This window comes from Herbiconiux flava (assembly GCF_013409865.1).
GTDB classification, from domain to species: domain Bacteria; phylum Actinomycetota; class Actinomycetes; order Actinomycetales; family Microbacteriaceae; genus Herbiconiux; species Herbiconiux flava.
This window is the reverse complement of the sequence record NZ_JACCBM010000001.1, coordinates 3344662-3368239: the sequence shown is the minus strand read 5'-3', so window position 1 is coordinate 3368239 and position 23578 is coordinate 3344662. Positions and strand designations below refer to the sequence as shown.

Here is a 23578-nt window from a genome sequence, read left to right as displayed (position 1 = left end):
TCACAGATCCAGTGCGTCGCCGGGCTGCAGCGGGAAGAACTCCCCGCCGCCCTGCTCGGTCGCCCAGCGGATGCGGTCGCCCGCCATGTTCTTGCCCGCCGTCGACAGCACCATCTCGTGCGTCGGGAAGCTCCGCTTCGGCTTCACCTCGAGCACGTAGTCGATCGCCTCGGCGATCTTCAGCCACGGCGCACCCGCGGGCACGGCCAGCACGTCGACCTCGACGCCCTCGGGCACCGCCCACGAGTCGCCCGGGTAGTAGAGCACGTCGTTGACGAGCACGCCCACGTTGTCGACCACGGGGATCGACGAGTGGATGACCGCGTGCCGCCCACCCGAGAACCGCAGCGAGAACGGCCCGGCCTCGACGGCGTCGCCCGGGTCGACGCGGGTCACGGCGATCGAGGCGTCGGCCTCGCGCACGGCGTTCACGACCCCCTCCGGCCCGTAGACGACGGCGGTGGGGGAGGCCTCCAGGATGCGCCGCAGCTGCTCCGGGGTCCAGTGGTCGGGATGCTCGTGCGTGATCACGACCGCGGCGGTGTTCACCGCATCGGTGATCGCCGTGGTGAACATGCCCGGGTCGATGAACAGCTTCTTGCCCGACTGCTCGATCAGGAGGGCCGCGTGCTCGAATTTCGTCAGTCTCATGATCCCCGACTCAACACCCGCACCCGCCGAAGTGCAACGTCGTGGATAATCGGTCGTCATGGCCTCCCCAGCGCAGCGCGTCGTCGTCGCGATCAACCCGAACGCGTCGTTCGGGGGAACCCGTCACGTCGGCCCCGCCGTCGTCGCCGCCCTGCGCGCCGCCGGCCACGACGTGGTGCCGCTGAGCGCGCCCGACTACGCCGGCCTGGTGCGCATCACCCGGCGGGCCCTCGAGGAACCCGCCGGCGCCCTCGTGGTGGTGGGCGGCGACGGCATGGTGAACCTCGGCGTCAACCTCGTGGCGGGCACGGGCATCCCGCTCGGCATCGTGCCCGCGGGCACGGGCAACGACTTCGCGGCCGGGCTCCGCCTGCCCACCGGCGACTCCGACGAGGCGATCCGCGTGCTCGTCGCGGCTCTCGGCCGCGCACCCCGGGTGATCGACGCGGCCCGGGTCACCGGCGTGCAGCCCGACCCCGCCCTCGACGCCGGCCGGCCCGAGGGCGACGAACCGCACCGTTGGTTCGCGGGCGTGCTCTCGGCGGGCTTCGACGCAGCCGTCAACGAACGGGCCAATCGGATGCGCCGCCCCCGCGGAGCGTCGCGCTACGTGCTGGCGCTGGTCGCCGAGCTCGCGACCCTGCGCACCCGCTCCTACGAGCTCGAGCTCGACGGCGAGGTGCTGCACGTCGACTCGCCCCTGCTCTCGGTCGCGAACAACACGACGATCGGCGGCGGCATGCGCATCGCCCCGGATGCGCAGCTGGACGACGGGCTGCTCGACGTGTTCATCGTGAAGCCCGTGTCGCGCATCCGCTTCGTCAGGCTGTTCCCGAAGGTGTTCTCGGGCACGCACTCGTCGCTGCCCGTGGTGGAGTTCCGCCGGGCGCGGGTGGTGCGGGTGGCCGCCGAGGGCATCGCCGGCTACGCCGACGGGGAGCGCTTCGGCGCCCTGCCCCTCACCGTCGAGCTCGTTCCAGGGGCGCTGAGCGTTCTCGTCTGACGCGCCGACGGGGCTCGATTTGAGCGTGCCGCTTTCGTATGGCATACTCGTGGAGTTGCAAAAACGGCCCCATCGTTTAGCGGCCTAGGACGTCGCCCTCTCACGGCGGTAACGCGGGTTCAAATCCCGCTGGGGTCACAGCATCACGAAGCCCCCGGAATGTGCGCGAGCGCAGACCGGGGGCTTCTGCTGTACCCGGGCACGACCGAGCCCCTGCACTTCCAGCCCTCGCCGGGGAGGTGTTGACTGGGGGCATGACCGACAAGAACGAGCCCGTCGACCCCGCGTCCGTCGACCTCAGCGACATCGAGTACCCCGACTACTCCGGATACCCCGACGGCGAGGGCATGGTGGGCAACGGCCCCACGACCGACGCCGTGCCCTCCGGCGTCGACCCGACCGTGGCCGACGAGCCCGAGCCGGGAGACGACCCCGAGGCGGCCTCGACCGACGAGGACACCATCGTCGAGAACGACGGCTAGAGCATCCTGAACCCGGCAGCCCGGCTCAGCCGACGACCCGGCGGCCCGGCTCAGCCGACGCGCAGCACGCTCTGCGTGAAGGACTCGAGCCGCGTGGTCAGCCCCTCGGCCCGCGCCGCGATCAGCGCGTCGGGATCGGGCTGCATCGCCGACTTCGGCGGCACGATGCGGATCAGGTTCGAGCAGCCCAGGTCGCTGCAGATGTAGGTGCCGACCGTCGACCCGTCGATACCGGCCTGCCCGGCGCGCGGCGCCGTGAACAGCGTGACCTGCACGCCGGGACGCGGGGTGCGGCACAGGGTGCACATCGCCGAGATGCCCGGGCGGGTGTGCGACCCGGCCGCCTTGATCAGCAGTCCGATGGGCCGCCCCGCCCGCCAGTAGACGATGTAGCCGCGGTGGATGGCGTGCACATCCCGCCAGCCGAGGAACTCGCGGTCCTCCCAGACGATCTCGTGCAGACCCGGCAGCGTCATGCGCTCGAGCTCGAGTTCGGTGATGTTGGTGAACGACTCGCGGATCTGAGCCTCGGTGAGTGCCTGCATCGGATCGAGCCTAATCGCACTCGAGGCCCGTGCGGCCGCTGCCTCAGTGGAACTGGGGGACGATCAGCCACAGCCCGTAGAGCACCGCCGCCACCCCGATGGCGAAGCACACGATCGCTCCGGCCGTCGCGGGCAGCGGCCGCTCCTTCACCGACGCCCCGGTCGACAGCAGCCGCAGCCCCACGGCGTACGACCCCACCACCAGGATGCTCGCGGTGAACGCCACGAGGAACACCACCACGAAGGCGCCCCAGTCCACTCCGAGAAAGCCCTCCATCAGCGTGCCCCTTCCTGGTCGCCGGCGCCGACGGCGCCCGCCCGGGCTCCCGCGGTCGCGGGCTCCGGCTCGTCGTTCACGGTGTCGTGCGTCACCGGATGACGCCGCGACAGCAGATACAGCGTCACCCCGGCGGCCAGCGCCAGCACGATGACGATCCCGAGCCCCAGCACGCTCGACGACGCGGCCCAGGCGGCAAGCCCGCCCACCAGGGCGGCGGCCGGCAGGGTCACGGTCCAGGCGATCGCGATGCGCCCGACGACGCCCCAGTGCACCGAGGCCAGCTTCCGGCCGAGCCCGGCGCCGACGACGGCACCCGAGGTGACCTGCGTGGTGGAGAGCGCGAAGCCGAGGTGCGAGGAGACGAGGATGGTCGCCGCCGAGCTGGTCTCCGCCGCGAAGCCCTGCGGCGCCTGGATGTCGGTGATCCGCTTGCCGACCGTGCGCATGATGCGCCAGCCGCCGAGGTAGGTGCCGAGCGCGATCGCGAGGCCGCAGCCGGCGATCACCCAGAACTGCGGGCCGGAGCCCGAGTCCTGGTAGCCGGCGGCGATCAGGGTGAGGGTGATCACGCCCATCGTCTTCTGGGCGTCGTTGGTGCCGTGCGCGAGCGAGACCAGCGAGGCCGACACCGTCTGCCCGTGCCGGAACCCGGTGTCGGAGCCGCGTGCCGTCGCCTGCTTCGTGAGGCGGTACGCCGCGAACGTCGCCACGAGCGCCACGACCCCCGCGACGAGCGGCGAGAGCAGGGCCGGCACGACGACGTTGGTCAGCACCACGGAGAAGTTCACGGCGCCGAACCCCGCACCGATCACGGCGGCGCCGATCAGCCCGCCGAACAGCGCGTGCGTGGAGCTCGACGGCAGACCGAGGTACCAGGTCGTCAGGTTCCAGAGCACCGCCCCGACGAGCCCGGCGAAGATCATGATCGGGGTGATCTCGAGGCCGTTGTCGCCCTCGTTGATGATGCCGCCCGAGATGGTCTTCGCCACCTCGGTCGACAGGAACGCGCCCACGAGGTTGAGCACGGCCGAGATCGTCACGGCGACCTTCGGTTTCAGCGCTCCCGTGGCGACCGAGGTCGCCATGGCGTTGGCGGTGTCGTGGAAGCCGTTGGTGAAGTCGAACACCAGGGCCACCACGATGACGAGCAGTACGGGCACGAGTGCATCCATGCCCCCTGGTCTACGCCCGTGGTCCCGGGGCCCGCGGTTGCGCGGCGGTGAACAGTGCCCGAACGCACGGCGGTGGCCGGGCCCTGACGCACGGCGGTGGCCGGGCCCTACCGCACGGCGGTGGCGCGGGCGATCGCGTCGGCCGAGCGCACCAGGGCGAGGTGCGAGAAGGCCTGCGGGGTGTTGCCGACCTGCCGGTGCCCTTCCACGTCGTACTCCTCCGAGAGCAGGCCGACGTCGTTGCAGAGGCCGACGAGCCGGTCCATCAGCGCGATGGCGTCGTCGAGCCGCCCCGAGTGCGCGTACTGCTGCACGAGCCAGAACGAGCACGCGAGGAATGGATGCTCGCCGCCCGGCAGCCCGTCCACCCCCGACTCGGTGCGGTACCGCAGCAGCAGACCGTCGCGCAGCAGGTCCTCCTCGATCGCGGCGACCGTGCCGAGCATCCGCGGGTCATCGGCCGAGACGAAGCCGATCTGCGACAGCAGCAGCAGCGAGGCGTCGACCTCGCTCGTGCCGTAGTGCTGCCGGAAGGTGTTTCGCTCCGGATCGTAGCCCTCGGTCTCGATCTCGTGCCGGATGGTGTCGCGGAGCTCGCGCCAGCGCTCCACCGGCCCGTCGAGCCCGTAGGTCTCGACGGCCTCGACCCCGCAGGCGAAGGCCGCCCAGATCATCGCGCGCGAGTGCGTGAAGGCCACCTGCGGGCCGCGGATCTCCCAGATGCCGTTGTCGGGGCGCTGCCAGGTCTCCTCGAGGAACCCGAGCAGCGAACGCTGCAGCGGCCAGGAGTACTGGTCCTCGTCGACGCCGATCCGCCGGGCTTCGCGCAGCGCGATCATCAACTCGCCGAAGATGTCTCCCTGGTACTGGTCGGAGGCGCCGTTGCCGACGCGCACGGGGGAGGAGCCGTTGTATCCCGGCAGGCTCGTCAGCTCGCTCTCGGGCAGCCGGCGCTCGCCGGAGAGCCCGTACATGATCTGGATGTCTGCGGGGTCGCCCGCGATCGCCCGCAGCAGCCAGTGCCGCCAGTGGCCGGCCTCGTCCTCGTAGCCGTAGAGCATCAGCGCCGAGAGCGTCAGGGAGGCGTCGCGGATCCAGGTGTAGCGGTAGTCCCAGTTGCGCGAGCCGCCGAACTCCTCGGGGAGGCTCGTGGTGGCGGCGGCCACGATGCCACCGGTGTCCTCGTGGGTGAGGGCGCGCAGGACGAGCAGCGAGCGCTCGACCTCGCGGCGGTAGAGCGCGGGCGGCTCGCTCCGCGAGGCCCACTCCCGCCACCAGGCCGTGGTGTCGTCGATCTGCTCGTCGACGTCGAGCGGCCCGGGGGCGGGGCGGTGCGAGGGGTACCAGGTGAGCACGATGTCGACGGTTTCGCCGGCCGCGACCGTGAAGACCGACTCGTGGTAGTGGTTCGTGGCGTGCAGGGCGGGGCCGCGCACGATCACGGCGTCGGGGCCGGCGATGCCGATCACGGCGTTGCTGCCGTACTCCGGGGCCTGCCGCATCCACGGCATCGCGTCGGCGTAGTCGAAGCGGATGGCGAGCTCCTGACGGAGCTCGACGCTCCCCGAGATGCCCCGGATGCGCCGGATCACGTCGGCCCGCCGGTCGCCGTGCGGCATCAGATCGGTGACCTCCACGATGCCGTCGGGGGTGTCCCAGCGGGTGACGAGGAGGAAGGTGCCGTCGAGGTAACGGCGCGTGGACGTCGACCGCGCATCCGTCGGAGCCAGCAGCCAGCGCCCGTGCTCCTCGGTGCCGAGCAGTGCGCCGAAGGTCGACGGCGAGTCGAAACGGGGCAGACAGAGCCAGTCGATGCTGCCGGTGCGGCCGACCAGGGCAGCAGTGTGACAGTCGCCGATCATCGCGTAGTCCTCGATGGGTAGAGCCATGTGCCGATTCTGCCCTGTCGCGCCCCCGGTTGTGCTCACCCCGGCCGCCAAGGACAATAGGGCCGGTGAAGTACCAGGGTCAGCTGCTCGGAGTGCTCGCCATGACCTTCGTGGTCGGCGTGGCGGTGGCCACGAGCGTCCCCGCCGCCTCCCTGACCTCGGCGGGCAGCTTCGACCCCCAGCAGTTCTCGGCCGAGGCCGGGGCCGCTCAGAGCTTCTCCTCCGAGGACGAGGGGGCCGGAGCATCCGTCGCCCGTGACGGCTACGTGGTGCACACCTTCACGCCGACGCCGACCCCCACCCCGAAGCCCGCGGCGGTCTCGTCGAACCAGGGCGGCTACGGGGGAGCGCAGTGCCAGGCCGGGGCCGACGCGGCGGTCGAGTCGGCCGCGTTCTCGCCGGTCTACCCCGACGGCTACCGCATGTCCGACCCGTTCGGCCCGCGTGCCGAAGGCTTCCACAAGGGCGTCGACATGCTGAACGGGCCGGGCGTGCCGGTGCACGCGATAGCCGACGGCGTCGTCATCGCCGCTTCGGGCAACGGGGGCACCGGCGGTGTCTACCTGTCCATCGCGCACAAGGTGGCAGGCGTCGCCGTGTGCAGCATGTACATGCACTTCCAGGACTCCTCGCTCACGGTCGGGGTCGGCGACACCGTCGCGGCGGGCCAGGTGATCGGCCTCACGGGGCGCACAGGCAACGCGACCACCGAGCACTGTCACTTCGAGCTCTACGGGGCCGACGGCGTGCGGTACGACCCGATGCCGTTCCTCGCCGAGCACGGGGCCGCCTGAGCCTTGCCTGGGCCGCTCGCGATATATCTTGACTTCGCAACGGTTCGAGCTATAGCTTGATCTCCGAACACGCGATATAGCGCGAGGCAGGAGAACATCGTGGTCTTGGAGAAATGGATCGTCACCGGTCCGAAAGTCATCGACATCGAGCTGGTGCGCTCGCTCAAGGTGGGCCTCATCGGCGGGCAGGTCGACATCATCGGCCACGACGAGCCGGGCGCCCGCATCGAGGTGCACTCCGTCTCGGGCAAAGACCTGAAGGTCTCGATCGACGGCGACCGCCTCGGGATCGACCACCCGCAGCTGCGCTGGGACAACTTCGTCGAGGTCTTCAAGTCGTGGCGCGGCAACGCCAAGGCCGACATCAGCATCATGGTGCCGCGCGACGCGGCGCTGAAGTTCGGGGTCATCTCGGCCTCGGCGCTCATCTCGGGCCTGGTGACGGATGCGCGGATCAGCACGGTCACGGGCGACGTCGTCATCGACGCGGTGCACGGCGACCTCGACGTCAACACGGTCTCGGGCGAGATCTCGATCCGCGACCACGTCGGTCTCGTCAGCGCCCACACCGTCTCCGGAGACATCGCGGCGGCGGGGGAGATCCGCCGCTTCTCGGCCGACGGCGTCTCGGGAGAGGTCTTCGTCGACTCCACCGGGGTGCCCACCGCCATCGAGAACAACACCGTCTCGGGCGACCTCACCGTGCGCCTCGACGCGTCGACCGCCGCGCGCTACAACGTGAACTCCGTGTCGGGCACGCTCCAGCTCGGCCCGAACACGATCAAGGGGCCGCGAGGCGGCGGCTACAACGGCCAGACCGGCGAGCTCGACGGCAGTTGGACCGAGTTCCGGGCGAACTCCGTGTCGGGCGACATCACGGTGCTGTACCGCGGGACGGCGGACTCCGCCGAGGGCTCGGCTCGCGCATCCGCCCCCTCGGACGGCACGCCGGACAGCACGGCGGACACCCCCTCGGATGCCGAGGCCTCGGTATGAGCCCCGTGTTCGGCCACGGCCACCTCCGCCTCTATTTGCTGAACCTGCTCGAGGAGTCGCCCAAGCACGGCTACGAGCTGATCCAGGCGCTCGCCGACCGCTTCGGCGGCACCTACAGCCCGAGCGCCGGCACCATCTACCCGCGCCTGGCGAAGCTGGAGGACGAGGGACTCGTCACGAAGACCGCCGACGGCCGCAAGACCGTCTACTCCATCACCGACGCCGGCCGGGCCGAGCTCGAGAGCCGCCGCGGCGAGCTGGCCGACATCGAGTCCGACCTCTCCGACTCGGTTCGCCGGCTGGCCGACGAGGTGCGTTCGGGTGTCGACCAGGCCATGAAGAGCCTCAAGGCCGAGCTGGCCTCGGCCAAGCGGGAGGCCCGCACGCCGCCCGCCGGCTCCCGCGCCGAGTCGGCGGAGGCTCTGCGTGACGCCGACGTGGCGCTGACGGAGTTCCGCCAGCAGCTGCGCACCGACCTCCGCAAGGCCTCGGCCAAAGGCATCGACCCCGCGCTGATCGGCCGGCTGCGCGAGCGCCTCGCCCAGGTGCGTCTCGAGGTGCGCGAGGAGCTCGGCCGCCGGCAGTAGCATTGCAGGGAAGGGGAGTATCCCACCTCGCTGTCATCGTCATCACGGCCCACTCCGACGTGTGCCCGGGGGAGCGGTGCGGTTGCCACGGCGGCCTGCACGGGAGAGACTTTCGGTCATCGTGCTGCCCTGAAGAGGGCGCCGCTGTCGAGAGGCCCCCGTGCTAGAACTCCCCATCGCCTTCGAGATCACCTCGCTCGTGGTGCTCGTGCTGATCCTCGCCGCCGATCTGCTGATCGCGTTCAAGCGTCCGCACGTGCCCTCGTTCAAGGAGGCGACGCTCTGGGTCGTGTTCTACGTGGCGCTCGCGCTGGTCTTCGCGGCGCTGATGCTCGTCTTCGCCGGCGGCGAGCCGGCGGGTCAGTTCCTGGCCGGCTGGCTGACGGAGTACAGCCTGTCGATCGACAACCTGTTCGTCTTCGTCATCATCATGGCGCGCTTCAACGTGCCGAGGAAGTACCAGCAGGAAGCGCTGATGGTGGGCATCATCATCGCCCTGGTGCTCCGCGGCATCTTCATCCTGATCGGCGCGCAGCTGATCGAGTCGCTGAGCTGGATCTTCTACATCTTCGGCGCGTTCCTCCTGGTCACCGCGTTCCGGCAGGCCTTCGGCAAGGAGGACGAGGGTGACGGCGAGAACGGCCTCGTCACCTTCCTCCGCAAGCGGATGAGCATCGCCCCCGACTTCGACGGCGCCAAGGTGCGCACGGTGATCGACGGCAAGAAGGTCTTCACGCCGATGCTGATCGTGTTCATCGCGCTCGGCTCCACCGACCTGCTGTTCGCACTCGACTCGATCCCGGCCATCTTCGGCATCACGCAGAGCCCGTTCATCGTCTTCACCGCGAACGTCTTCGCGCTGATGGGCCTCCGCCAGCTGTACTTCCTGCTCGGCGGGCTGCTCGACCGGCTCATCTACCTCAAGTACGGCATCGCGTTCATCCTCGCCTTTATCGGCGTCAAGCTCGTCTTCCACGCGCTGCACGCGAACGAGGTGTTCTTCATCAACGGCGGCCACCCGATCGAGTGGATCCCCGAGATCGACACCTGGACCTCGCTGGCGGTCATCATCCTCTCGATGGCGGTCGCGACGATCGCCTCCCTGATCGTGATGCGCCGCCGCGGCGTCTCGGTGAAAGAGGAGCTGAAGGCGGCCGCCGACCCCGAGTCCGACCACTAGCTTCTCGTCGCCCCCGTCTCTATAATGAGACATGCTCATAACTCCGAAGCACCAGCTGATGAAAGCTGTTGCCGTGAGTCTGGTGCTCGTGGCAGTGGCAATCGTCGTGCCGACGATGGCCACGCCTGCCCAGGCCGCCGCTCCGATCCCGGTCGATGACGCCTATTCCGTCCTGGCCCAGGGCGTCCTCTCGGTCGGCGCTGAGAAGGGAGTGCTGGCCAATGATGTGGATGTGCCGGCGAACTCCGAGATCGCGTTGCTCTTGCACGTCGCCAACGGAGGTATGAATGCGAATGTGTATGGCGCTTTCACCTACCGTCCGGAGGAATCCTTCGTCGGTACCGACTCGTTCACGTACTGTCTCGCGTCGCCGACGACGCACCTCTGCGAGATTGCGGCGGCCACTGTGACAATCACAGTCGAATCGTCTGTCGAGAGAATCGGGGGCGCAGATCGGTTCGCGACGGCGGCCGACCTCTCGGCGTCGGAGTTCACGTCGCAGATCGACACGGTCTACGTCGCGTCCGGCGTGACCTACCCCGATGCACTGTCGGCGTCCTCCGCGGCTGGTGGGCGGAGCGGTCCGATCCTGCTCGTGACCGGATCGACTATCCCGTCGGAGACCGATGCTGCGCTGCGGCGCCTGAACGCACAACGGATCGTCATCGTCGGTGGAGAGCGCGCTGTGTCGGCATCGGTCGAGACGGCCCTAAGAGGTTACGGAGCCGCCGAGGTGACTCGGATGGGTGGCAGCGACCGGTTCGCTGTGTCGGCCGAGGTGTCCCGGCGCACGTTCGCCCCCTACCGCTCGGTGGTCTACGTCGCGTCGGGCGAGAACTTCCCGGACGCGCTCTCGGCAACCGCGACCACGGATGCTCTCGAGAGTCCCGTCCTTCTGACCCGCAGGACCGGACTGCCCGAACCCGTGAAAGAGGCGCTGACCAGGCTGGAGCCGAACGCAATCGTAGTAATCGGGGGAGAGGCTGCTATCGCACCGTCTGTAGTGGACGAGCTGAAGAAGCTGGCTCCGGCGGTCTCCCGAGTCATAGGAGCAGACCGGTACGCCGTGTCGGCCGCACTGATGCTCGACTCATTTGAGCCCGCCGACGTGGACACGGTGTACGTCGCGGCGGGTGACAACTTTCCGGACGCACTCGCGGCGGCCCCGGTCGCCGGCCACAACCGAGCGCCGGTGCTGCTCGTGGCGCGTGAGTCGATCCCCGCTGTAATCGCCGACGCCCTGGACGCCTTCAATCCGAACCGGATCGTCGTTGTCGGAGGCTCGTCCGTGATCTCTCCGGCGGTCGAAGCGGCGCTCGCGGCGCACCTCCGCTGAGGGGCGGGGGCGGTGGTACGATCGTGGCGTGCTGTTCGGTCTGCTCCTTCTTAGCTGCCGCGACGAGTCCTAGTTCCCAAGGCCTCCCTCGTCGCGGAGTCTGTCGATGGCTGACCCCCTACTTCAGAAGGACACGCAATGAGCCCCGAACCCACCGTCCGCCCGCGCACCCTCGCTGAAAAGGTCTGGGACGACCACCTCGTCGCCAAGGGCGAGAACGGCAGCCCCGACCTGCTCTACATCGACCTGCACCTGGTGCACGAGGTGACGAGCCCGCAGGCCTTCGACGGCCTGCGGGCCGAAGGCCGTCCGGTGCGCCGCCCCGATCTGACGATCGCCACCGAAGATCACAACACCCCCACGCTCGCGATCGACAAGCCGATCGCCGACCTGACGAGCCGCACCCAGATCGACACGCTGCGCCGGAACGCGCAGGAGTTCGGGGTGCGCCTGCACTCGCTCGGCGACGTCGAGCAGGGCATCGTGCACGTCGTCGGCCCGCAGCTCGGCCTGACCATGCCCGGCATCACCGTCGTCTGCGGCGACAGCCACACCAGCACGCACGGTGCCTTCGGCGCCATGGCGTTCGGCATCGGCACCAGCGAGGTCGAGCACGTGCTCGCCACCCAGACCCTGCCGCTGAAGCCGTTCAAGACGATGGCGATCACGGTCGAGGGCACGCTGCGTCCGGGTGTGACCGCGAAGGACATCATCCTGGCCGTCATCGCCAAGATCGGGACAGGCGGCGGGCAGGGGTATGTCCTCGAATACCGCGGCTCGGCCATCCGGAGCCTGTCGATGGACGGGCGCATGACGATCTGCAACATGTCGATCGAGGCCGGTGCCCGCGCCGGCATGGTCGCGCCCGACGAGACCACCTTCGCGTACCTGAAGGGCCGCCCGCACGCCCCCGAGGGCGAGGACTGGGACGCCGCGGTCGAGTACTGGCGCACCCTGCAGACCGACGACGACGCGGTCTTCGACGCCGAGGTGTTCCTCGACGCCGACCAGCTCGAACCCTTCGTCACGTGGGGCACCAACCCCGGCCAGGGCGTCTCGCTGAACGAGCGCGTGCCCGACCCGTCGACCATCATCGACCCGAACGAGCGCGCCAGCGCCGAGCGGGCCCTGGAGTACATGGACCTCGAAGCGGGCACCCCGCTGAAGGAGGTGCGCGTCGACGCCGTGTTCATGGGCTCGTGCACCAACAGCCGCATCGAAGACCTGCGGGCCTTCGCCTCGGTCATCCAGGGCCGGAAGAAGGCGGATGGCGTGCGCGTCATGGTGGTGCCGGGCAGCGCGCGCGTGCGCATCGAGGCCGAGGCCGAGGGCATCGACAAGATCGTCGAGGAGTTCGGCGCCGAGTGGCGCTTCGCCGGCTGCTCCATGTGCCTCGGCATGAACCCCGACCAGCTGGCACCCGGGGAGCGCTGCGCGAGCACCTCCAACCGCAACTTCGAGGGCCGGCAGGGCAAGGGCGGGCGCACCCACCTGGTGTCGCCGCTGGTGGCCGCCGCCACCGCCATCCGGGGCACGCTCTCGAGCGTCTCCGACCTGACCGAACCAGCTGTTCGAGAGACCGTGGAGGTCTGACCCATGGAGAAGATCGACATCCTCACCGGCGTGGCCGTGCCGCTGAAGCGCGGCAACGTCGACACCGACCAGATCATCCCGGCCGTCTACCTCAAGCGCGTCACCAAGACCGGCTTCGAGGACGCGCTGTTCGCCGGCTGGCGGAACGACCCCGAGTTCGTGCTGAACCAGCCCGCCTACCAGAACCCCCGCGTGCTGGTCGCCGGCCCCGACTTCGGTACCGGATCGAGCCGCGAGCACGCCGTCTGGGCGCTCCGCGACTTCGGCTTCACGGCGGTGCTGTCCTCGCGTTTCGGCGACATCTTCCGGGGCAACTCGGGCAAGCAGGGCCTGCTCACCGGGCAGGTCGACGAGGCCGACATCGAGCGTCTCTGGGCTGCCATCGAGGCGCAGCCCGGGGTCGAGATCACGGTCGACCTGATCGCGCGAACCGCCGCCATCGGCGACCTCACAGTCAGCTTCTCGATCGACGATTACACTCGGTGGAGGCTTCTCGAGGGTCTGGACGACATCGGGTTGACGCTTCGCGACGAAGAGGCGATCACGGAATTCGAGAGCCGCCGGGAGAGTTGGAGACCTCGAACACTCCCGGTCAAGTAGCTTCAAGCAGTCAGGTGATTCACGTGAACTCTCTCGTACAGGATGGTCGCAAGGCGGCCGAGCGGGTCGGACTGCTGTCCGACACGATCGTCATCAACGGCGGTCGACCGCTCCGCGGCACCATCGACGTCCGAGGGGCGAAGAACCTCGTCACCAAGGCGATGGTGGCGTCGCTGCTCGGCGACACCACTTCGACGCTCCGCGACGTCCCCGACATCAGTGACGTGCACGTGGTGTCGAGCCTGCTCGAGATCCACGGCGTGAAGATCACCGGCTCGGCCGCGACCGGCGTGCTGCAGCTCGACCCGACGAACGTGGCCACGGCCACCTCCGCCGAGATCGACGCCCTCTCGGGCTCGAGCCGCATCCCGATCCTGTTCTGCGGCCCGCTGCTGCACCGTCTCGGTCACGCGTTCATCCCCGACCTCGGCGGCTGCCGCATCGGCGACCGCCCGATCGACTTCCACCTCGACGCCCTGCGCGCCTTCGGTGCTGTCGTCGACAAGCTGCCCTCCGGCATCAACATCACGGCCCCCAACGGCCTGCGCGGCGCGAACATCGAGCTGCCCTACCCGAGCGTCGGCGCCACCGAGCAGGTGCTGCTCACCGGCGTGCGCGCCAAAGGCACGACCGAACTGAAGAACGCCGCCATCGAGCCCGAGATCATGGATCTCATCGCCGTGCTGCAGAAGATGGGGGCGATCATCTCGGTCGAGCCGAACCGCACCATCTTCATCGAGGGCGTCGACTCGCTCTCGGGCTTCAACCACCGCGCCCTGTTCGACCGCAACGAGGCCGCCTCCTGGGCCTCGGCTGCCCTCGCGACCGGCGGCTCCATCTTCACCACGGGCGCCAAGCAGTCCGAGATGATGACCTTCCTCAACGTCTTCCGCAAGATCGGCGGCGCGTTCGACATCGAGGAGGAGGGCATCCGCTTCTACCACCCCGGTGGCGAGCTGAAGCCCGTCGTCATCGAGACCGACGTGCACCCCGGCTTCATGACCGACTGGCAGCAGCCCCTCATCGTGGCGCTCACCCAGGCGCAGGGCACCTCGATCGTGCACGAGACCGTCTACGAGAACCGTTTCGGCTTCGTGGATGCGCTGGTCAAGATGGGCGCGAACATCGAGGTGCACAAAGACGGCCTGGCCGACCCGAACCGCCGCGTGCCGCGCCGCGCGCTCGAGCAGGCCGCCGTCATCACCGGCCCCACTCAGCTGCACGGCGCCGAGCTCGAGGTGCCCGACCTGCGCGGCGGCTTCAGCCACCTGATCGCCGCCCTCGTCGCCCAGGGACAGTCGTCGGTGAGCAACGTGGGCCTGATCGCCCGCGGCTACGGCGACTTCGTGGGCAAGCTCGAGAAGCTCGGGGCCGACTTCTACTTCGCCGAGTAGAACTCGACCGCATGGCCGACGCCCCCGTTCGCACCGACGCCCGCGAACACTCCGAGAAGACCCCGGCCTTCCGGGTGGTCGAGGCGCTCGTCGCCCCCACCCTGGCGGCCAGCGTGAAGCTCGACCAGCGCGGCACCGAGAACCTCCCCGCCGAAGGGCCGTTCGTGCTGAGCGCCAACCACTACTCGAACTTCGACCCCGTGGTCGTGGCCTGGGCGGTGTGGAAGCTCAAGCGGGCACCGCGGTTCCTGGCGAAGGCCTCGCTGTTCTCCGTGCCCGTCGTCGGCGCGTTGCTGCGCGCGATCGGTCAGATCCCGGTCGAGCGATCCGGGCCGGGTCGGGGCAATGCGTCCATCTCGGCGGCCACCGCCCTGCTCGAACACCGGAAGGGCGTCATCGTGTACCCCGAGGGAACCCTCACCCGCGACCCGGGGCTCTGGCCCATGCGCGGCAAGACGGGGGCCGTGCGCCTCGCGCTCGAGCACGGCATCCCGCTCATCCCCGCCGCGCACTGGGGTGTGCAGGCGATCATGCCGAGGTACTCGAAGAAGCTGCGGCTGTTCGGGCGCAAGCCGGTGATGGTGTCGTACGGGCCGCCCGTCGACCTCGACGATCTGCGCGGGCATCCGCTCGATCAGAAGACCCTCACCGAGGCGACCGACCGGCTGATGTCGGCGATCACGGGGCTGCTCGAGGAGCTGCGGGGCGAGACCGCGCCGACCGAGCGGTGGAACCCGCGTGCGCACAACCAGAGCGAGTTCGGGCGGCTGCGCGACGGCCGGCCGGGCGACGGCCCGGGCGCCGGACCCGTCGCCGGTTCGGGCGACAGCTCGCGCGCCGGCTCGGAGGCCGCCGAGTGAGCCGCGCCTCGCGCGCCGTGGTGCCGCCGCGGCCGCGCGTCACCGTGCTCGGCGCCGGCAGCTGGGGCACGACGTTCTCGAAGGTGCTGGCCGACGGCGGCGCCGACGTCACCGTGTGGGCGCGCCGCCCCGAGCTCGCGAAGGAGATCCGCGAGGCCAAGCGCAACAGCGACTACCTCCCGGGCGTGAACCTGCCGCCGACGATCACCGCCACCTCCGACGTCGGTCGCGCTCTCGCCGACGCGCAGTTCGTGTTCGTGTCGATCCCCAGCCAGTCGCTGCGGGGCAACCTCGTCGAACTGAAGACGCTCATCCCGGAGGGCATCCCGATCACGAGCCTGATGAAGGGCGTCGAGAAGGGCACGGGGCTCCGGATGAGCGAGGTGCTCGAATCCGTGCTGGAGATTGATCCCGACCGCATCGCTGTGGCCTCCGGGCCGAACCTGGCCCTCGAGATCGCGAAGGAGCAGCCGACGGCGGCCGTCGTCTCCTCGGCCAGCCTCGAGACCGCCGAGAGGGTCGCGATGGTGGCGACCAACCGCTACTTCCGCTCCTTCGTCAACACCGACGTGATCGGCACCGAGTTCGGCGGCGTGCTGAAGAACCTCATCGCCGTGGCGATCGGCATCGTCGACGGCGTCGGCTACGGCGAGAACACCAAGGCCTCGATCATCACGCGGGGGCTGGTCGAGATGACCGACTTCGCCGTGGCGTACGGCGGGCATCCGGAGACCCTGTCGGGGCTCGCGGGCCTCGGCGACCTGATCGCCACCAGCGGATCGTCGCTCTCGCGCAACAACACGGCCGGGCGCCTGCTCGGCCAGGGCTACAGCTTCGCCGACGTGGTGAAGTCGATGCAGCAGACGGCGGAGGGGCTCGCCTCGGTGGCGCCCGTGCTCACGTTGGCCGAGGCCAAGGGTGTGGACATGCCGATCTGCCGTCAGGTGAGCCAGGTGCTCGCCGGTACGCTCGATCCTCGGGACATCGCGCCGCATCTGACGACCGATGACGACAGCGGCCCCCAGGGCGAAAGGACACTCGATGCCAAGCAAGACCACGGTGGCGGTGCTGTTCGGCGGGCGCTCCAGCGAGCACTCGATCAGCTGCGCCACGGCCGGCGGGGTGCTTGAGGCGATCGACCGCTCGCGCTTCGACGTGATCCCCGTGGGCATCACGGCCGAGGGCGCGTTCGTGCTCGAGGACGACGAGCCCGCGAAGTTCCGGCTCGACCCCTCGGCGATGCCCGTCGTGAGCGACAACGGCACGCGCATCCTGTGGCCGGCGTCGACCGCCTCGCGTTCGCTCTCGGTTCAGCGGGCCGACGGCACGGTCGAGGTGCTGGGTGACGTCGACGTGGTGTTCCCCATCCTGCACGGGCCGTTCGGGGAGGACGGCACGGTGCAGGGGCTGCTCGAGCTCGTGGGGCTGCCGTACGTGGGCTCGGGGGTGCTCGCGTCGGCACTCGGGATGGACAAGCATTTCACCAAGACGGTGCTGCAGGCCGCGGGCATCGCGGTGGCGCCGTGGCAGACGGTGACGGCGCAGCAGTGGGCGGCGTCGGCGTCGTCGGTTCTCGCCGACGCGTCTTCGCTGGGGCTGCCGCTGTTCGTCAAGCCCGCGCGGGCCGGGTCGTCGGTGGGGGTGTCGAAGGTCAGCACGTCATCGCCCTCGGAGCTGTCGGCCGCCATCGAGACCGCCCTGCGGGAGGACTCGCGGGTGCTGATCGAGTCGGCCGTCGTCGGCCGCGAGGTCGAGTGCGGGGTGCTCGGCGGGCGGGCAGACGGGGCGCCGCGGGTCTCGCTCGCGGGCGAGATCGTGATGACCGGCCGCGAGTTCTACGACTTCGACGCGAAGTACCTCGACGCGCCCGGTGTCGAGCTCGTCTGCCCGGCCGTGCTCACGCCCGCCGAGCTCTCGTCGATGCAGGAACTCGCGGCTCGCGCCTTCACGGCCATCGACGGCGCGGGACTCGCGCGGGTCGACTTCTTCCTGACGGACGAGGGCTTCGTGGTGAACGAGGTGAACACGATGCCGGGCTTCACGCCGATCTCGATGTTCCCCAAGTGCTGGATCGCCTCGGGCCTCAGCTACCCGGAGCTGATCGACGAGCTGATCGCGCTGGCCCTGGAGTAGTTCCATTCGCTGAGGATTTCTCGTATAGTCGAATGTCGCCCTCACCCCGGGCGGCTTTCGATCATCGAGGAGATCCATGAAGACATCATCACGGAGGCGCTCGTTCGCCTCGCTCATCGCGGCGGCCGCCGTGCTCGCCGGGCTGTTCGTCGCGCCCACCCAGTCGGCGTCGGCGCTCGGCTGCGTGCTCGGGCCGAGCCTCGCCTCGGCCGCCAAGGCCGCGGGCGTCAGCTGCCCCGACGTGGAGGGCGGCGGTGGAGGTGGAGCGGCCTGGGGCGCGGCCGGTGGCGCGTGTGCCTACGGCTGGCAGAAGGGCCAATTGCCGGACGGGATGCTCGAGTATCTCGCGGGCAGCACCTGGCACTCCGAGTCGCACGTGCTCGACAGTGGCGAGAAGGTCAGCGTAACCACGTACCTGCGCAGCGGTCGGGCGATCGGACAAGTGCAGTTCCGGTCGACTCGGAGCACCTTCGTCTTCGGAATCAGCATCTATGGCCGCGCCGGCCTCAAGGAGGAGTTCGCCTACTTCGACTGCATGCAGTCGAAAGACGGTCCGATCTACTCCTCGGCTCCCTACGGAAGCCCGATGGTGATGCCCGCCGCGGGATCCCCGACCGTGCCGGCTACCGTGCGAGGTCCGGTCCAGACCCGCGGAGCGATGACGGCACTGCCTGATGGCAAGTACCTGCTCCGGGTCGACGTGACGAACGCCGGCTCGAGCACGAATTTCGCGTCCATCGCGCTCGGACTGGCAGGCTATGCCGTGGAGGGGTTTCCGTCCCTGCCCGGGAACGTGAGTTGCGAACCCGTCGAGGGCCTCATCTGCTCGGCGGACGGCATCCTCCCCGGTCAGACGGTGACCACGGTCCTCATTCTGTCCGCACCCGGCGACACCGCCGCGACTTCCACCATCGACGTGATGGTCGCCTCGCAGGGTCTGGTGAAGACCAAGGTCTCTGTGGGAAGTCCCCGGGTCAACCGCTCGGCAGTGGTCACCGACTTCTACGAGGTCGTCCGGCCGTGATCGGCGCCCGCCGCCGCGCCCTGCCCTACGGGGCGGGCGTGGGGGTGGGGGTGCTGAGCACGTCGTCGGCGTCGAGGCACTGGGCCTCCTGCGGGATCGACTGCACCGCCGTGCGGAGGTCGTCGAGCGCGCTGGTTCCGCCGACGACGTCGTAGTCGAGCACGACCTCGACGGCGGGGGTGCGGCCGTAGGTGGTGAAGACGTAGGTGGGGGCGTTCGAGTCGTCGACGATCCAGTCGACGCCGTTGACGTTGCCGCAGGGCAGGGTGGTCGGGCCGTAGGGCGGCACGCCGCAGTGCAGCAGAACGGATGCCGGGTCGCCCCACGCGCCGGTCGCCTGCGCGTCGGTGGTGCGCTTCGCCTCGCCCGCGACGGTGTCGGGCAGCCGCACGATCACGTCGGCGCAGGCCGGGTCGGTCGCGTCGGGGGCGGCCTCGAGGCTGACGGTGCTGGCGCAGCCGGTGAGCAGGGTCGCCGTGGCGGCGGCCGCCGTGACGAGCGCGAGGGCGCGGCGCCGGCCCGGGGTGGCGACGATGGCGAGGGGGGCGGCGCGGCGCCGGCGGGGGATGGCTAGAGTTCGGGCGGCGTGGGGCATCGAGGTTCAGGCTACCGTTGGCTCGTGGCCTCCGACTTCGGTTTACCTGCGAACGAGCATCCTGAGACCGGGTTCGGCGTCGCCGCCGGGCCGACCCTCGCCGAGGTGGGGGAGGGCGAGACGCTGAAGCGCATCTTCCCGCGGCTGCCGCACGCCGACGCCGAGCTGCTCGGGCCGGGCGACGACAGCGCGGTGGTGGCCGCACCCGACGGCCGCTTCGTGGTGACGACGGATCTGATGGTGCACGGGCCCGACTTCCGCTCGGCGTGGTCGAGCGCGCATGACCTCGGCGTGAAGGCCGCCATGACGAACCTGGCCGACGTGGCCGCGATGGGCGCCCGGCCCACGGCGCTCGTCGTCGCGCTGGCCGCCCCGCTCGACACCCCGGTCGACGTGCTGCTCGGCATCGCCGACGGGCTGCGCGACGGCTGCGCGCTCGCGGCTCCCGGCTGCGGCGTGGTGGGCGGCGACCTGTCCGCGTCGCCGGCGCTGATGATCGCGGTGACCGCGTTCGGCGACCTCGAGGGGCGGGCGCCGGTCACCCGCTCGGGCGCGCGGCCCAGCGATCAGCTCGCGGTCGCGGGCGACCTCGGCCGGGCGGGGGCGGGGCTGTGGCTGCTGTTCCGCGACGGCGTCGCGTCCGACGGTGCAGGGGGTGAGCGGGTGCCCGATGCGGGGCGGGCCGCTGCGGTGCGGGACGCGCATCCAGAGCTCGTGGCGGCTCAGCTGGCGCCGGTCGTGCCGATCGCGCTCGGGGTGCCGGCGGCGGTGGGGGGCGCGACCGCGATGCTCGACGTCTCGGACGGGCTCGTGCTCGACGCCCGGCGGCTCGCGGTGGCCAGCGGATGCTCGGTGCAGCTCGACCCCGCCGCCATCGAGCTCGAGGCGCGGGCGCTGCGCGAGCTCGATCCCGTGGTGGGCGACCGGGCCGCCTCCTTCGTGCTGGCCGGGGGCGAGGACCACGCCCTGCTGGCGGCCTTCCCGCCCGGGCCGCTGCCGGAGGGCTTCCGCCGCCTCGGCACCGTGCTCGACCGCAGCCCCGCGTCCGACGTCCTCGTCGGCGACACCCCCTACGCCGAGCTCGGCGGCTGGGACCCGTACGACGGCTGGAACGGCGCCGCCGGCTGACGCGGAGGCCGGCACGGGAGGAGAATCACGCCGATGGCCCGAATAGGGGCCCATGGGGCTGATTCTCCTCCTGTACCGACGTCGGTCGGGTGGGTCAGGCGGGGGTGGCCCACCAGAGGGCGGTCTCGCCGTAGGCGCGGGTGCGGTCGAGCTCGAGGCCCGCGGGCCAGGCGGGCTCGGGGGAGCGGATGCTGCGCTCGACGAGCACCGTCGCGTCGGGCGCGACCAGCGGCACGAGGGCGGCGAGGGTCTCGGTGAGCTCCGCGTCGGTGAGATCGTAGGGCGGGTCGAGGAACACCACGTCGTAGCCCGCGCCCGCCACCGCGGCGGACGCCCTCAGCCGGGGGAGCACCGCCTGCGTGACGACCTCGACGCGGGGACGGGCATCCGGAGCCGCGGCCGCGATCACCCGGGCCGCGTTCTTCTTCGCGATCGCTGCCGCCGCGGCGTTCTTCTCGACCAGGAGCGCCGTGGCGGCTCCGCGGCTGATGGCCTCGAGGGCGAGGGCGCCTGAGCCGGCATAGAGGTCGAGCACGGTGAGACCGTCGAGTCCGCCGCGGGCCTCGAGGGCCGAGAAGATGGCCTCGCGCACCCGGTCGCTGGTGGGGCGGGTGCCCGAGCGGGGCACGGCGAGGGTGAGGGAGCCGGCGAATCCGGCGATGATGCGCGTCACGCCCTGCACCCTATCGCGGCGGTGTCGGGCGTGCCGCCTAGACTTCTGGCATGAGCGGCAGCACCTCCGGCACGCGTGGGCCGACTGCGCCCGGTGGCACTCGCGCGCCCGACGCGGTGGCGCCGGTGGCCGTACCGCCGGGGGCCGACGCGCTCGACGCGAAGCTGGCCGGGGTGCTCGGCGGGCGCACGGCGAGTGCGTTCGAGAAGGCGTTCGGCATCCGCACCGTGGGTGATCTGCTCAGCCACTACCCGCGCCGCTACGCCAAGCGCGGCGAGCTGACCGCGATCGACAAGCTGCCGCTGGACGAGAACGTCACGATCGTCGCCGAGGTGCGCGACGTGCGGGAGCGGCCGATGCGGGCGCGGCGGGGCAGCCTGCTCGAGGTGTCCATCAGTGACGGGCAGGGCTTCATCTCGCTCACCTTCTTCAACCAGTCCTGGCGCGCCCGCGAGCTGCGGCCGGGGGTGCGCGGCATCTTCGCGGGGAAGGTGTCCGACTACCGGGGGGCGCTGCAGCTCGCGCATCCGAACTACGAGCTGTTCGGCGACGCGAAGGGGCTCGGCGCCGACGCGCTCGACGCGCTGGGCGACGGGCTCGCCGACCCGAGTGCGCTCGACGACGCGGAGGCCAAGCGCTGGGCGGAGATGCCGATCCCGATCTACCCGGCCACCGCATCCGTCGCCAGCTGGCAGATCGCCAACTCGGTGGCCATCGTGCTCGACGCCGTGAAGGGCCGGATCGCCGACCCGGTGCCCGACGAGGTGCGCGAGGAGCGGCGCCTGCTCACGGCCCAGCGCGCCTACGAGCTGATGCACCGGCCCCAGAAGGACGCCGACTACATGCGGGCGCGCGAGACGCTGCGCTTCCACGAGGCGTTCGTGCTGCAGACCGCGCTCGTCAGCCAGCGCCGGGCCGCGCACGCGCAGAAGACGGCGGTGCGGCGGCCGAAGCCCGGGGGCTACCTCGAGCGCTTCGATGCGAGCCTGCCGTTCCGGCTGACGGCCGACCAGCAGCTCGTCGGGTCGGAGATCGCGCGCGACCTGGGCGGCGACATCCCGATGATGCGACTGCTGCAGGGCGAGGTCGGCTCGGGCAAGACGCTCGTAGCGGTGCGGGCGATGCTCGCCGTCGCCGACTCGGGCGGGCAGTCGGCCCTGCTGGCGCCCACCGAGGTGCTCGCCGCGCAGCACCTGCGCTCGATCGTGAAGGTGCTCGGCCCCGACCTCGCGGCCGAGCTCGTGCCCACGCTGCACACCGGTCAGCTCAGCACCGCCGAGCGCAAGAAGGCGCTGCTGCGCATGGTCTCGGGCCAGGCCAAGCTCGTCGTCGGAACCCACGCCCTGCTGAGCGACGTCGTGCAGTTCTACGACCTCGGTCTCGTGGTGGTCGACGAGCAGCACCGCTTCGGGGTGGAGCAGCGCGACGCCCTGCGACAGAAGGGCGCGACCCCGCCGCACGTGCTGGTGATGACGGCGACGCCGATCCCGCGCACGGTGGCGATGACGGTGTTCGGCGATCTCGACGTCTCGACCATCACCGAGCTGCCGGCCGGCCGCAAGGGCATCGAGAGCTTCAGCGTGCCGCTCGCCGAGAAGCCGGGCTGGGCGGGGCGCATCTGGGCCCGCGTCGCCGAGGAGCTCGCGCAGGGGCGGCAGGCGTTCGTCGTCTGCCCCGCGATCGACCCGGCCGACCCGGTGGAGCCGGCCGACGCTCCCGAGAACGACGACGACCGCGCCCGGGACAGCGGCGGCGAGCTCGACGGCGTGCGCGACGACCTCGCGGAGGCTCGAGCCCGCCGGGCCGCGCGGGCGGCCGCGACGACGGGGCCGGTGGGTCGCGCGGGGTCTGCCGCAACGAGTGCTGCTGCATCCGCGAAGGTCACCGCCCCCGCGAAGGCGCCTGCCTCCGCCGCCAAGACCGCCACCGCCGCGAAGACGGCTGCCGCCACCGCGAAGACCGGCGCCGCGTCGGCCGCTGGGGAGGCGCCGCGCCCGCCGAAGGCCACCGTCGTCGAGACCCTCGCCCACCTCCGCGCCCTGCCCGCCCTCGCGGGCTACCGCATCGAGTCGCTGCACGGCCGCATGCCGAGCGAGGAGAAGGACGCCGTCATGCGCGCCTTCGCCGCCCGCGAGATCGACGTTCTCGTGGCCACGACCGTCATCGAGGTCGGCGTCGACGTGCCGAACGCCTCGACGATGGTGGTGCTCGACGCCGACCGCTTCGGCGTCAGCCAGCTGCACCAGCTCCGAGGCCGCGTCGGCCGGGGCGGCGTGCCCGGCCTGTGTCTCCTCGTCACCACCGCCGAGCCCGAGACCCTCGCCCGCGAGCGGGTCGACGCCGTCGCCGCCACCCTCGACGGCTTCGAGCTCGCCGAGATCGACCTCGAGCTGCGGCGCGAGGGCGACGTGCTGGGCAGCATCCAGTCGGGCGGGCGGTCGTCCCTCCGCCTGCTGCGCGTGGTGAAAGACGCCGACGTGATCCAGGATGCGCGGGCCGTCGCCTTCGAGATCGTCGACGCCGATCCGCAGCTCGCCGCGCATCCGGCGATCAGGGGCGCGCTCGAGCGGCGGCTGCGCGAGAGCGAGCGGGAGTTCCTCGCCAAGAACTGAGGGCCGGGCGGCACCGCGCGACAGCGAGGCGCACGGCGACACGCAGCGGAA

The 23578-nt window shown here is 70.8% G+C and carries 23 protein-coding genes and 1 tRNA gene; 17 read left to right on the top strand and 7 right to left on the bottom strand.

The features are described from left to right. Positions 1–651: an MBL fold metallo-hydrolase gene (locus BJ984_RS16070; RefSeq protein WP_179548849.1), complete on the bottom strand. Its 651-nt coding sequence runs from the start codon at positions 649–651 to the stop codon at positions 1–3. 58 nt (positions 652–709) lie between these two features. Between BJ984_RS16070 and BJ984_RS16065 the strand changes: the two genes are divergently transcribed. The 3 genes from BJ984_RS16065 to BJ984_RS16055 all read left to right on the top strand — a co-directional run bounded on the left by BJ984_RS16065 (position 710) and on the right by BJ984_RS16055 (position 2136). Continuing rightward, complete coding sequence (locus tag BJ984_RS16065) at positions 710–1654, top strand: diacylglycerol/lipid kinase family protein (protein WP_179548848.1); 945 nt, start codon at positions 710–712, stop codon at positions 1652–1654. Positions 1655–1719: 65 nt separating this feature from the next. Then, positions 1720–1792 (top strand) — tRNA-Glu (locus BJ984_RS16060). Between the two features lie 116 nt (positions 1793–1908). Next, positions 1909–2136, top strand: coding sequence for a hypothetical protein (locus BJ984_RS16055; protein WP_179548847.1), 228 nt, complete (start codon positions 1909–1911; stop codon positions 2134–2136). A 50-nt stretch (positions 2137–2186) separates the two neighbouring features. Here BJ984_RS16055 and BJ984_RS16050 read toward each other — a convergent pair whose 3' ends face one another. The 4 genes from BJ984_RS16050 to BJ984_RS16035 form a co-directional block, all read right to left on the bottom strand. Next, a complete protein-coding gene (locus tag BJ984_RS16050; RefSeq protein WP_179548846.1) occupies positions 2187–2681 on the bottom strand; it encodes an FBP domain-containing protein in 495 nt (164 codons plus the stop codon). 43 nt (positions 2682–2724) lie between these two features. Continuing rightward, positions 2725–2958 (bottom strand): hypothetical protein, encoded by a 234-nt coding sequence (locus BJ984_RS16045; protein ID WP_179548845.1) that lies wholly within the window; start codon positions 2956–2958, stop codon positions 2725–2727. Further along, positions 2958–4133, bottom strand: a complete 1176-nt coding sequence (locus tag BJ984_RS16040) for an inorganic phosphate transporter (protein ID WP_179548844.1) — start codon at positions 4131–4133, stop codon at positions 2958–2960. Before BJ984_RS16040 ends, BJ984_RS16045 begins: the two co-directional genes overlap by 1 nt. A gap of 107 nt (positions 4134–4240) precedes the next feature. Further along, positions 4241–6022, bottom strand: a complete 1782-nt coding sequence (locus BJ984_RS16035) for a glycoside hydrolase family 15 protein (RefSeq protein ID WP_179548843.1) — start codon at positions 6020–6022, stop codon at positions 4241–4243. Positions 6023–6087: 65 nt separating this feature from the next. Here BJ984_RS16035 and BJ984_RS19130 point away from each other — a divergent pair, with 65 nt between their 5' ends. The 12 genes from BJ984_RS19130 (at position 6088) to BJ984_RS15975 (ending at position 18519) form a co-directional block, all read left to right on the top strand. Beyond that, the gene (locus tag BJ984_RS19130) at positions 6088–6816 is read left to right on the top strand and encodes a M23 family metallopeptidase (RefSeq protein ID WP_179548842.1); all 729 of its coding nucleotides are present in this window, start codon (positions 6088–6090) and stop codon (positions 6814–6816) included. A 99-nt stretch (positions 6817–6915) separates the two neighbouring features. Beyond that, positions 6916–7812, top strand: a complete 897-nt coding sequence (locus tag BJ984_RS16025; protein WP_179548841.1) for a DUF4097 family beta strand repeat-containing protein — start codon at positions 6916–6918, stop codon at positions 7810–7812. Then, a complete protein-coding gene (locus BJ984_RS16020) occupies positions 7809–8399 on the top strand; it encodes a PadR family transcriptional regulator (protein ID WP_179548840.1) in 591 nt (196 codons plus the stop codon). Before BJ984_RS16025 ends, BJ984_RS16020 begins: the two co-directional genes overlap by 4 nt. A gap of 160 nt (positions 8400–8559) precedes the next feature. Further along, positions 8560–9579, top strand: a complete 1020-nt coding sequence (locus BJ984_RS16015) for a TerC family protein (RefSeq protein WP_179548839.1) — start codon at positions 8560–8562, stop codon at positions 9577–9579. Between the two features lie 31 nt (positions 9580–9610). Continuing rightward, a complete protein-coding gene (locus tag BJ984_RS16010; RefSeq protein ID WP_179548838.1) occupies positions 9611–10915 on the top strand; it encodes a cell wall-binding repeat-containing protein in 1305 nt (434 codons plus the stop codon). Positions 10916–11053: 138 nt separating this feature from the next. Continuing rightward, a complete protein-coding gene (gene leuC / locus BJ984_RS16005) occupies positions 11054–12508 on the top strand; it encodes a 3-isopropylmalate dehydratase large subunit (RefSeq protein WP_179548837.1) in 1455 nt (484 codons plus the stop codon). 3 nt (positions 12509–12511) lie between these two features. After that, on the top strand, positions 12512–13108 hold the full coding sequence (gene leuD, locus BJ984_RS16000) for a 3-isopropylmalate dehydratase small subunit (RefSeq protein ID WP_179548836.1): 597 nt from the start codon (positions 12512–12514) through the stop codon (positions 13106–13108). Between the two features lie 23 nt (positions 13109–13131). After that, entirely contained in the window at positions 13132–14502 is a 1371-nt protein-coding gene (gene murA / locus BJ984_RS15995) for a UDP-N-acetylglucosamine 1-carboxyvinyltransferase (RefSeq protein ID WP_179548835.1), read from the top strand. A gap of 11 nt (positions 14503–14513) precedes the next feature. Next, a complete protein-coding gene (locus BJ984_RS15990) occupies positions 14514–15362 on the top strand; it encodes a lysophospholipid acyltransferase family protein (RefSeq protein ID WP_179548834.1) in 849 nt (282 codons plus the stop codon). Then, positions 15359–16492 carry an NAD(P)H-dependent glycerol-3-phosphate dehydrogenase gene (locus tag BJ984_RS15985; RefSeq protein WP_271206522.1) on the top strand — a complete coding sequence of 378 codons (1134 nt, stop codon included), beginning with the start codon at positions 15359–15361 and terminating at the stop codon, positions 16490–16492. Before BJ984_RS15990 ends, BJ984_RS15985 begins: the two co-directional genes overlap by 4 nt. Continuing rightward, positions 16404–17495, top strand: coding sequence for a D-alanine--D-alanine ligase family protein (locus BJ984_RS15980; protein WP_179548833.1), 1092 nt, complete (start codon positions 16404–16406; stop codon positions 17493–17495). Before BJ984_RS15985 ends, BJ984_RS15980 begins: the two co-directional genes overlap by 89 nt. A gap of 130 nt (positions 17496–17625) precedes the next feature. Continuing rightward, the gene (locus BJ984_RS15975) at positions 17626–18519 is read left to right on the top strand and encodes a hypothetical protein (RefSeq protein WP_179548832.1); all 894 of its coding nucleotides are present in this window, start codon (positions 17626–17628) and stop codon (positions 18517–18519) included. A 25-nt stretch (positions 18520–18544) separates the two neighbouring features. Here the strand turns inward: BJ984_RS15975 and BJ984_RS15970 are convergent, their stop codons facing one another. Continuing rightward, complete coding sequence (locus BJ984_RS15970; RefSeq protein ID WP_179548831.1) at positions 18545–19114, bottom strand: DUF3515 family protein; 570 nt, start codon at positions 19112–19114, stop codon at positions 18545–18547. Between the two features lie 24 nt (positions 19115–19138). Between BJ984_RS15970 and BJ984_RS15965 the strand changes: the two genes are divergently transcribed. Beyond that, the gene (locus BJ984_RS15965; protein WP_179548830.1) at positions 19139–20242 is read left to right on the top strand and encodes a thiamine-phosphate kinase; all 1104 of its coding nucleotides are present in this window, start codon (positions 19139–19141) and stop codon (positions 20240–20242) included. 94 nt (positions 20243–20336) lie between these two features. Here BJ984_RS15965 and rsmD read toward each other — a convergent pair whose 3' ends face one another. Beyond that, positions 20337–20915 carry a 16S rRNA (guanine(966)-N(2))-methyltransferase RsmD gene (gene rsmD / locus BJ984_RS15960; protein WP_179548829.1) on the bottom strand — a complete coding sequence of 193 codons (579 nt, stop codon included), beginning with the start codon at positions 20913–20915 and terminating at the stop codon, positions 20337–20339. Between the two features lie 50 nt (positions 20916–20965). On the opposite strand from rsmD, the gene BJ984_RS18760 reads away from it, so the two are divergent. Further along, positions 20966–23527 carry an ATP-dependent DNA helicase RecG gene (locus tag BJ984_RS18760; RefSeq protein ID WP_179548828.1) on the top strand — a complete coding sequence of 854 codons (2562 nt, stop codon included), beginning with the start codon at positions 20966–20968 and terminating at the stop codon, positions 23525–23527. Positions 23528–23578 lie beyond the last annotated feature (51 nt).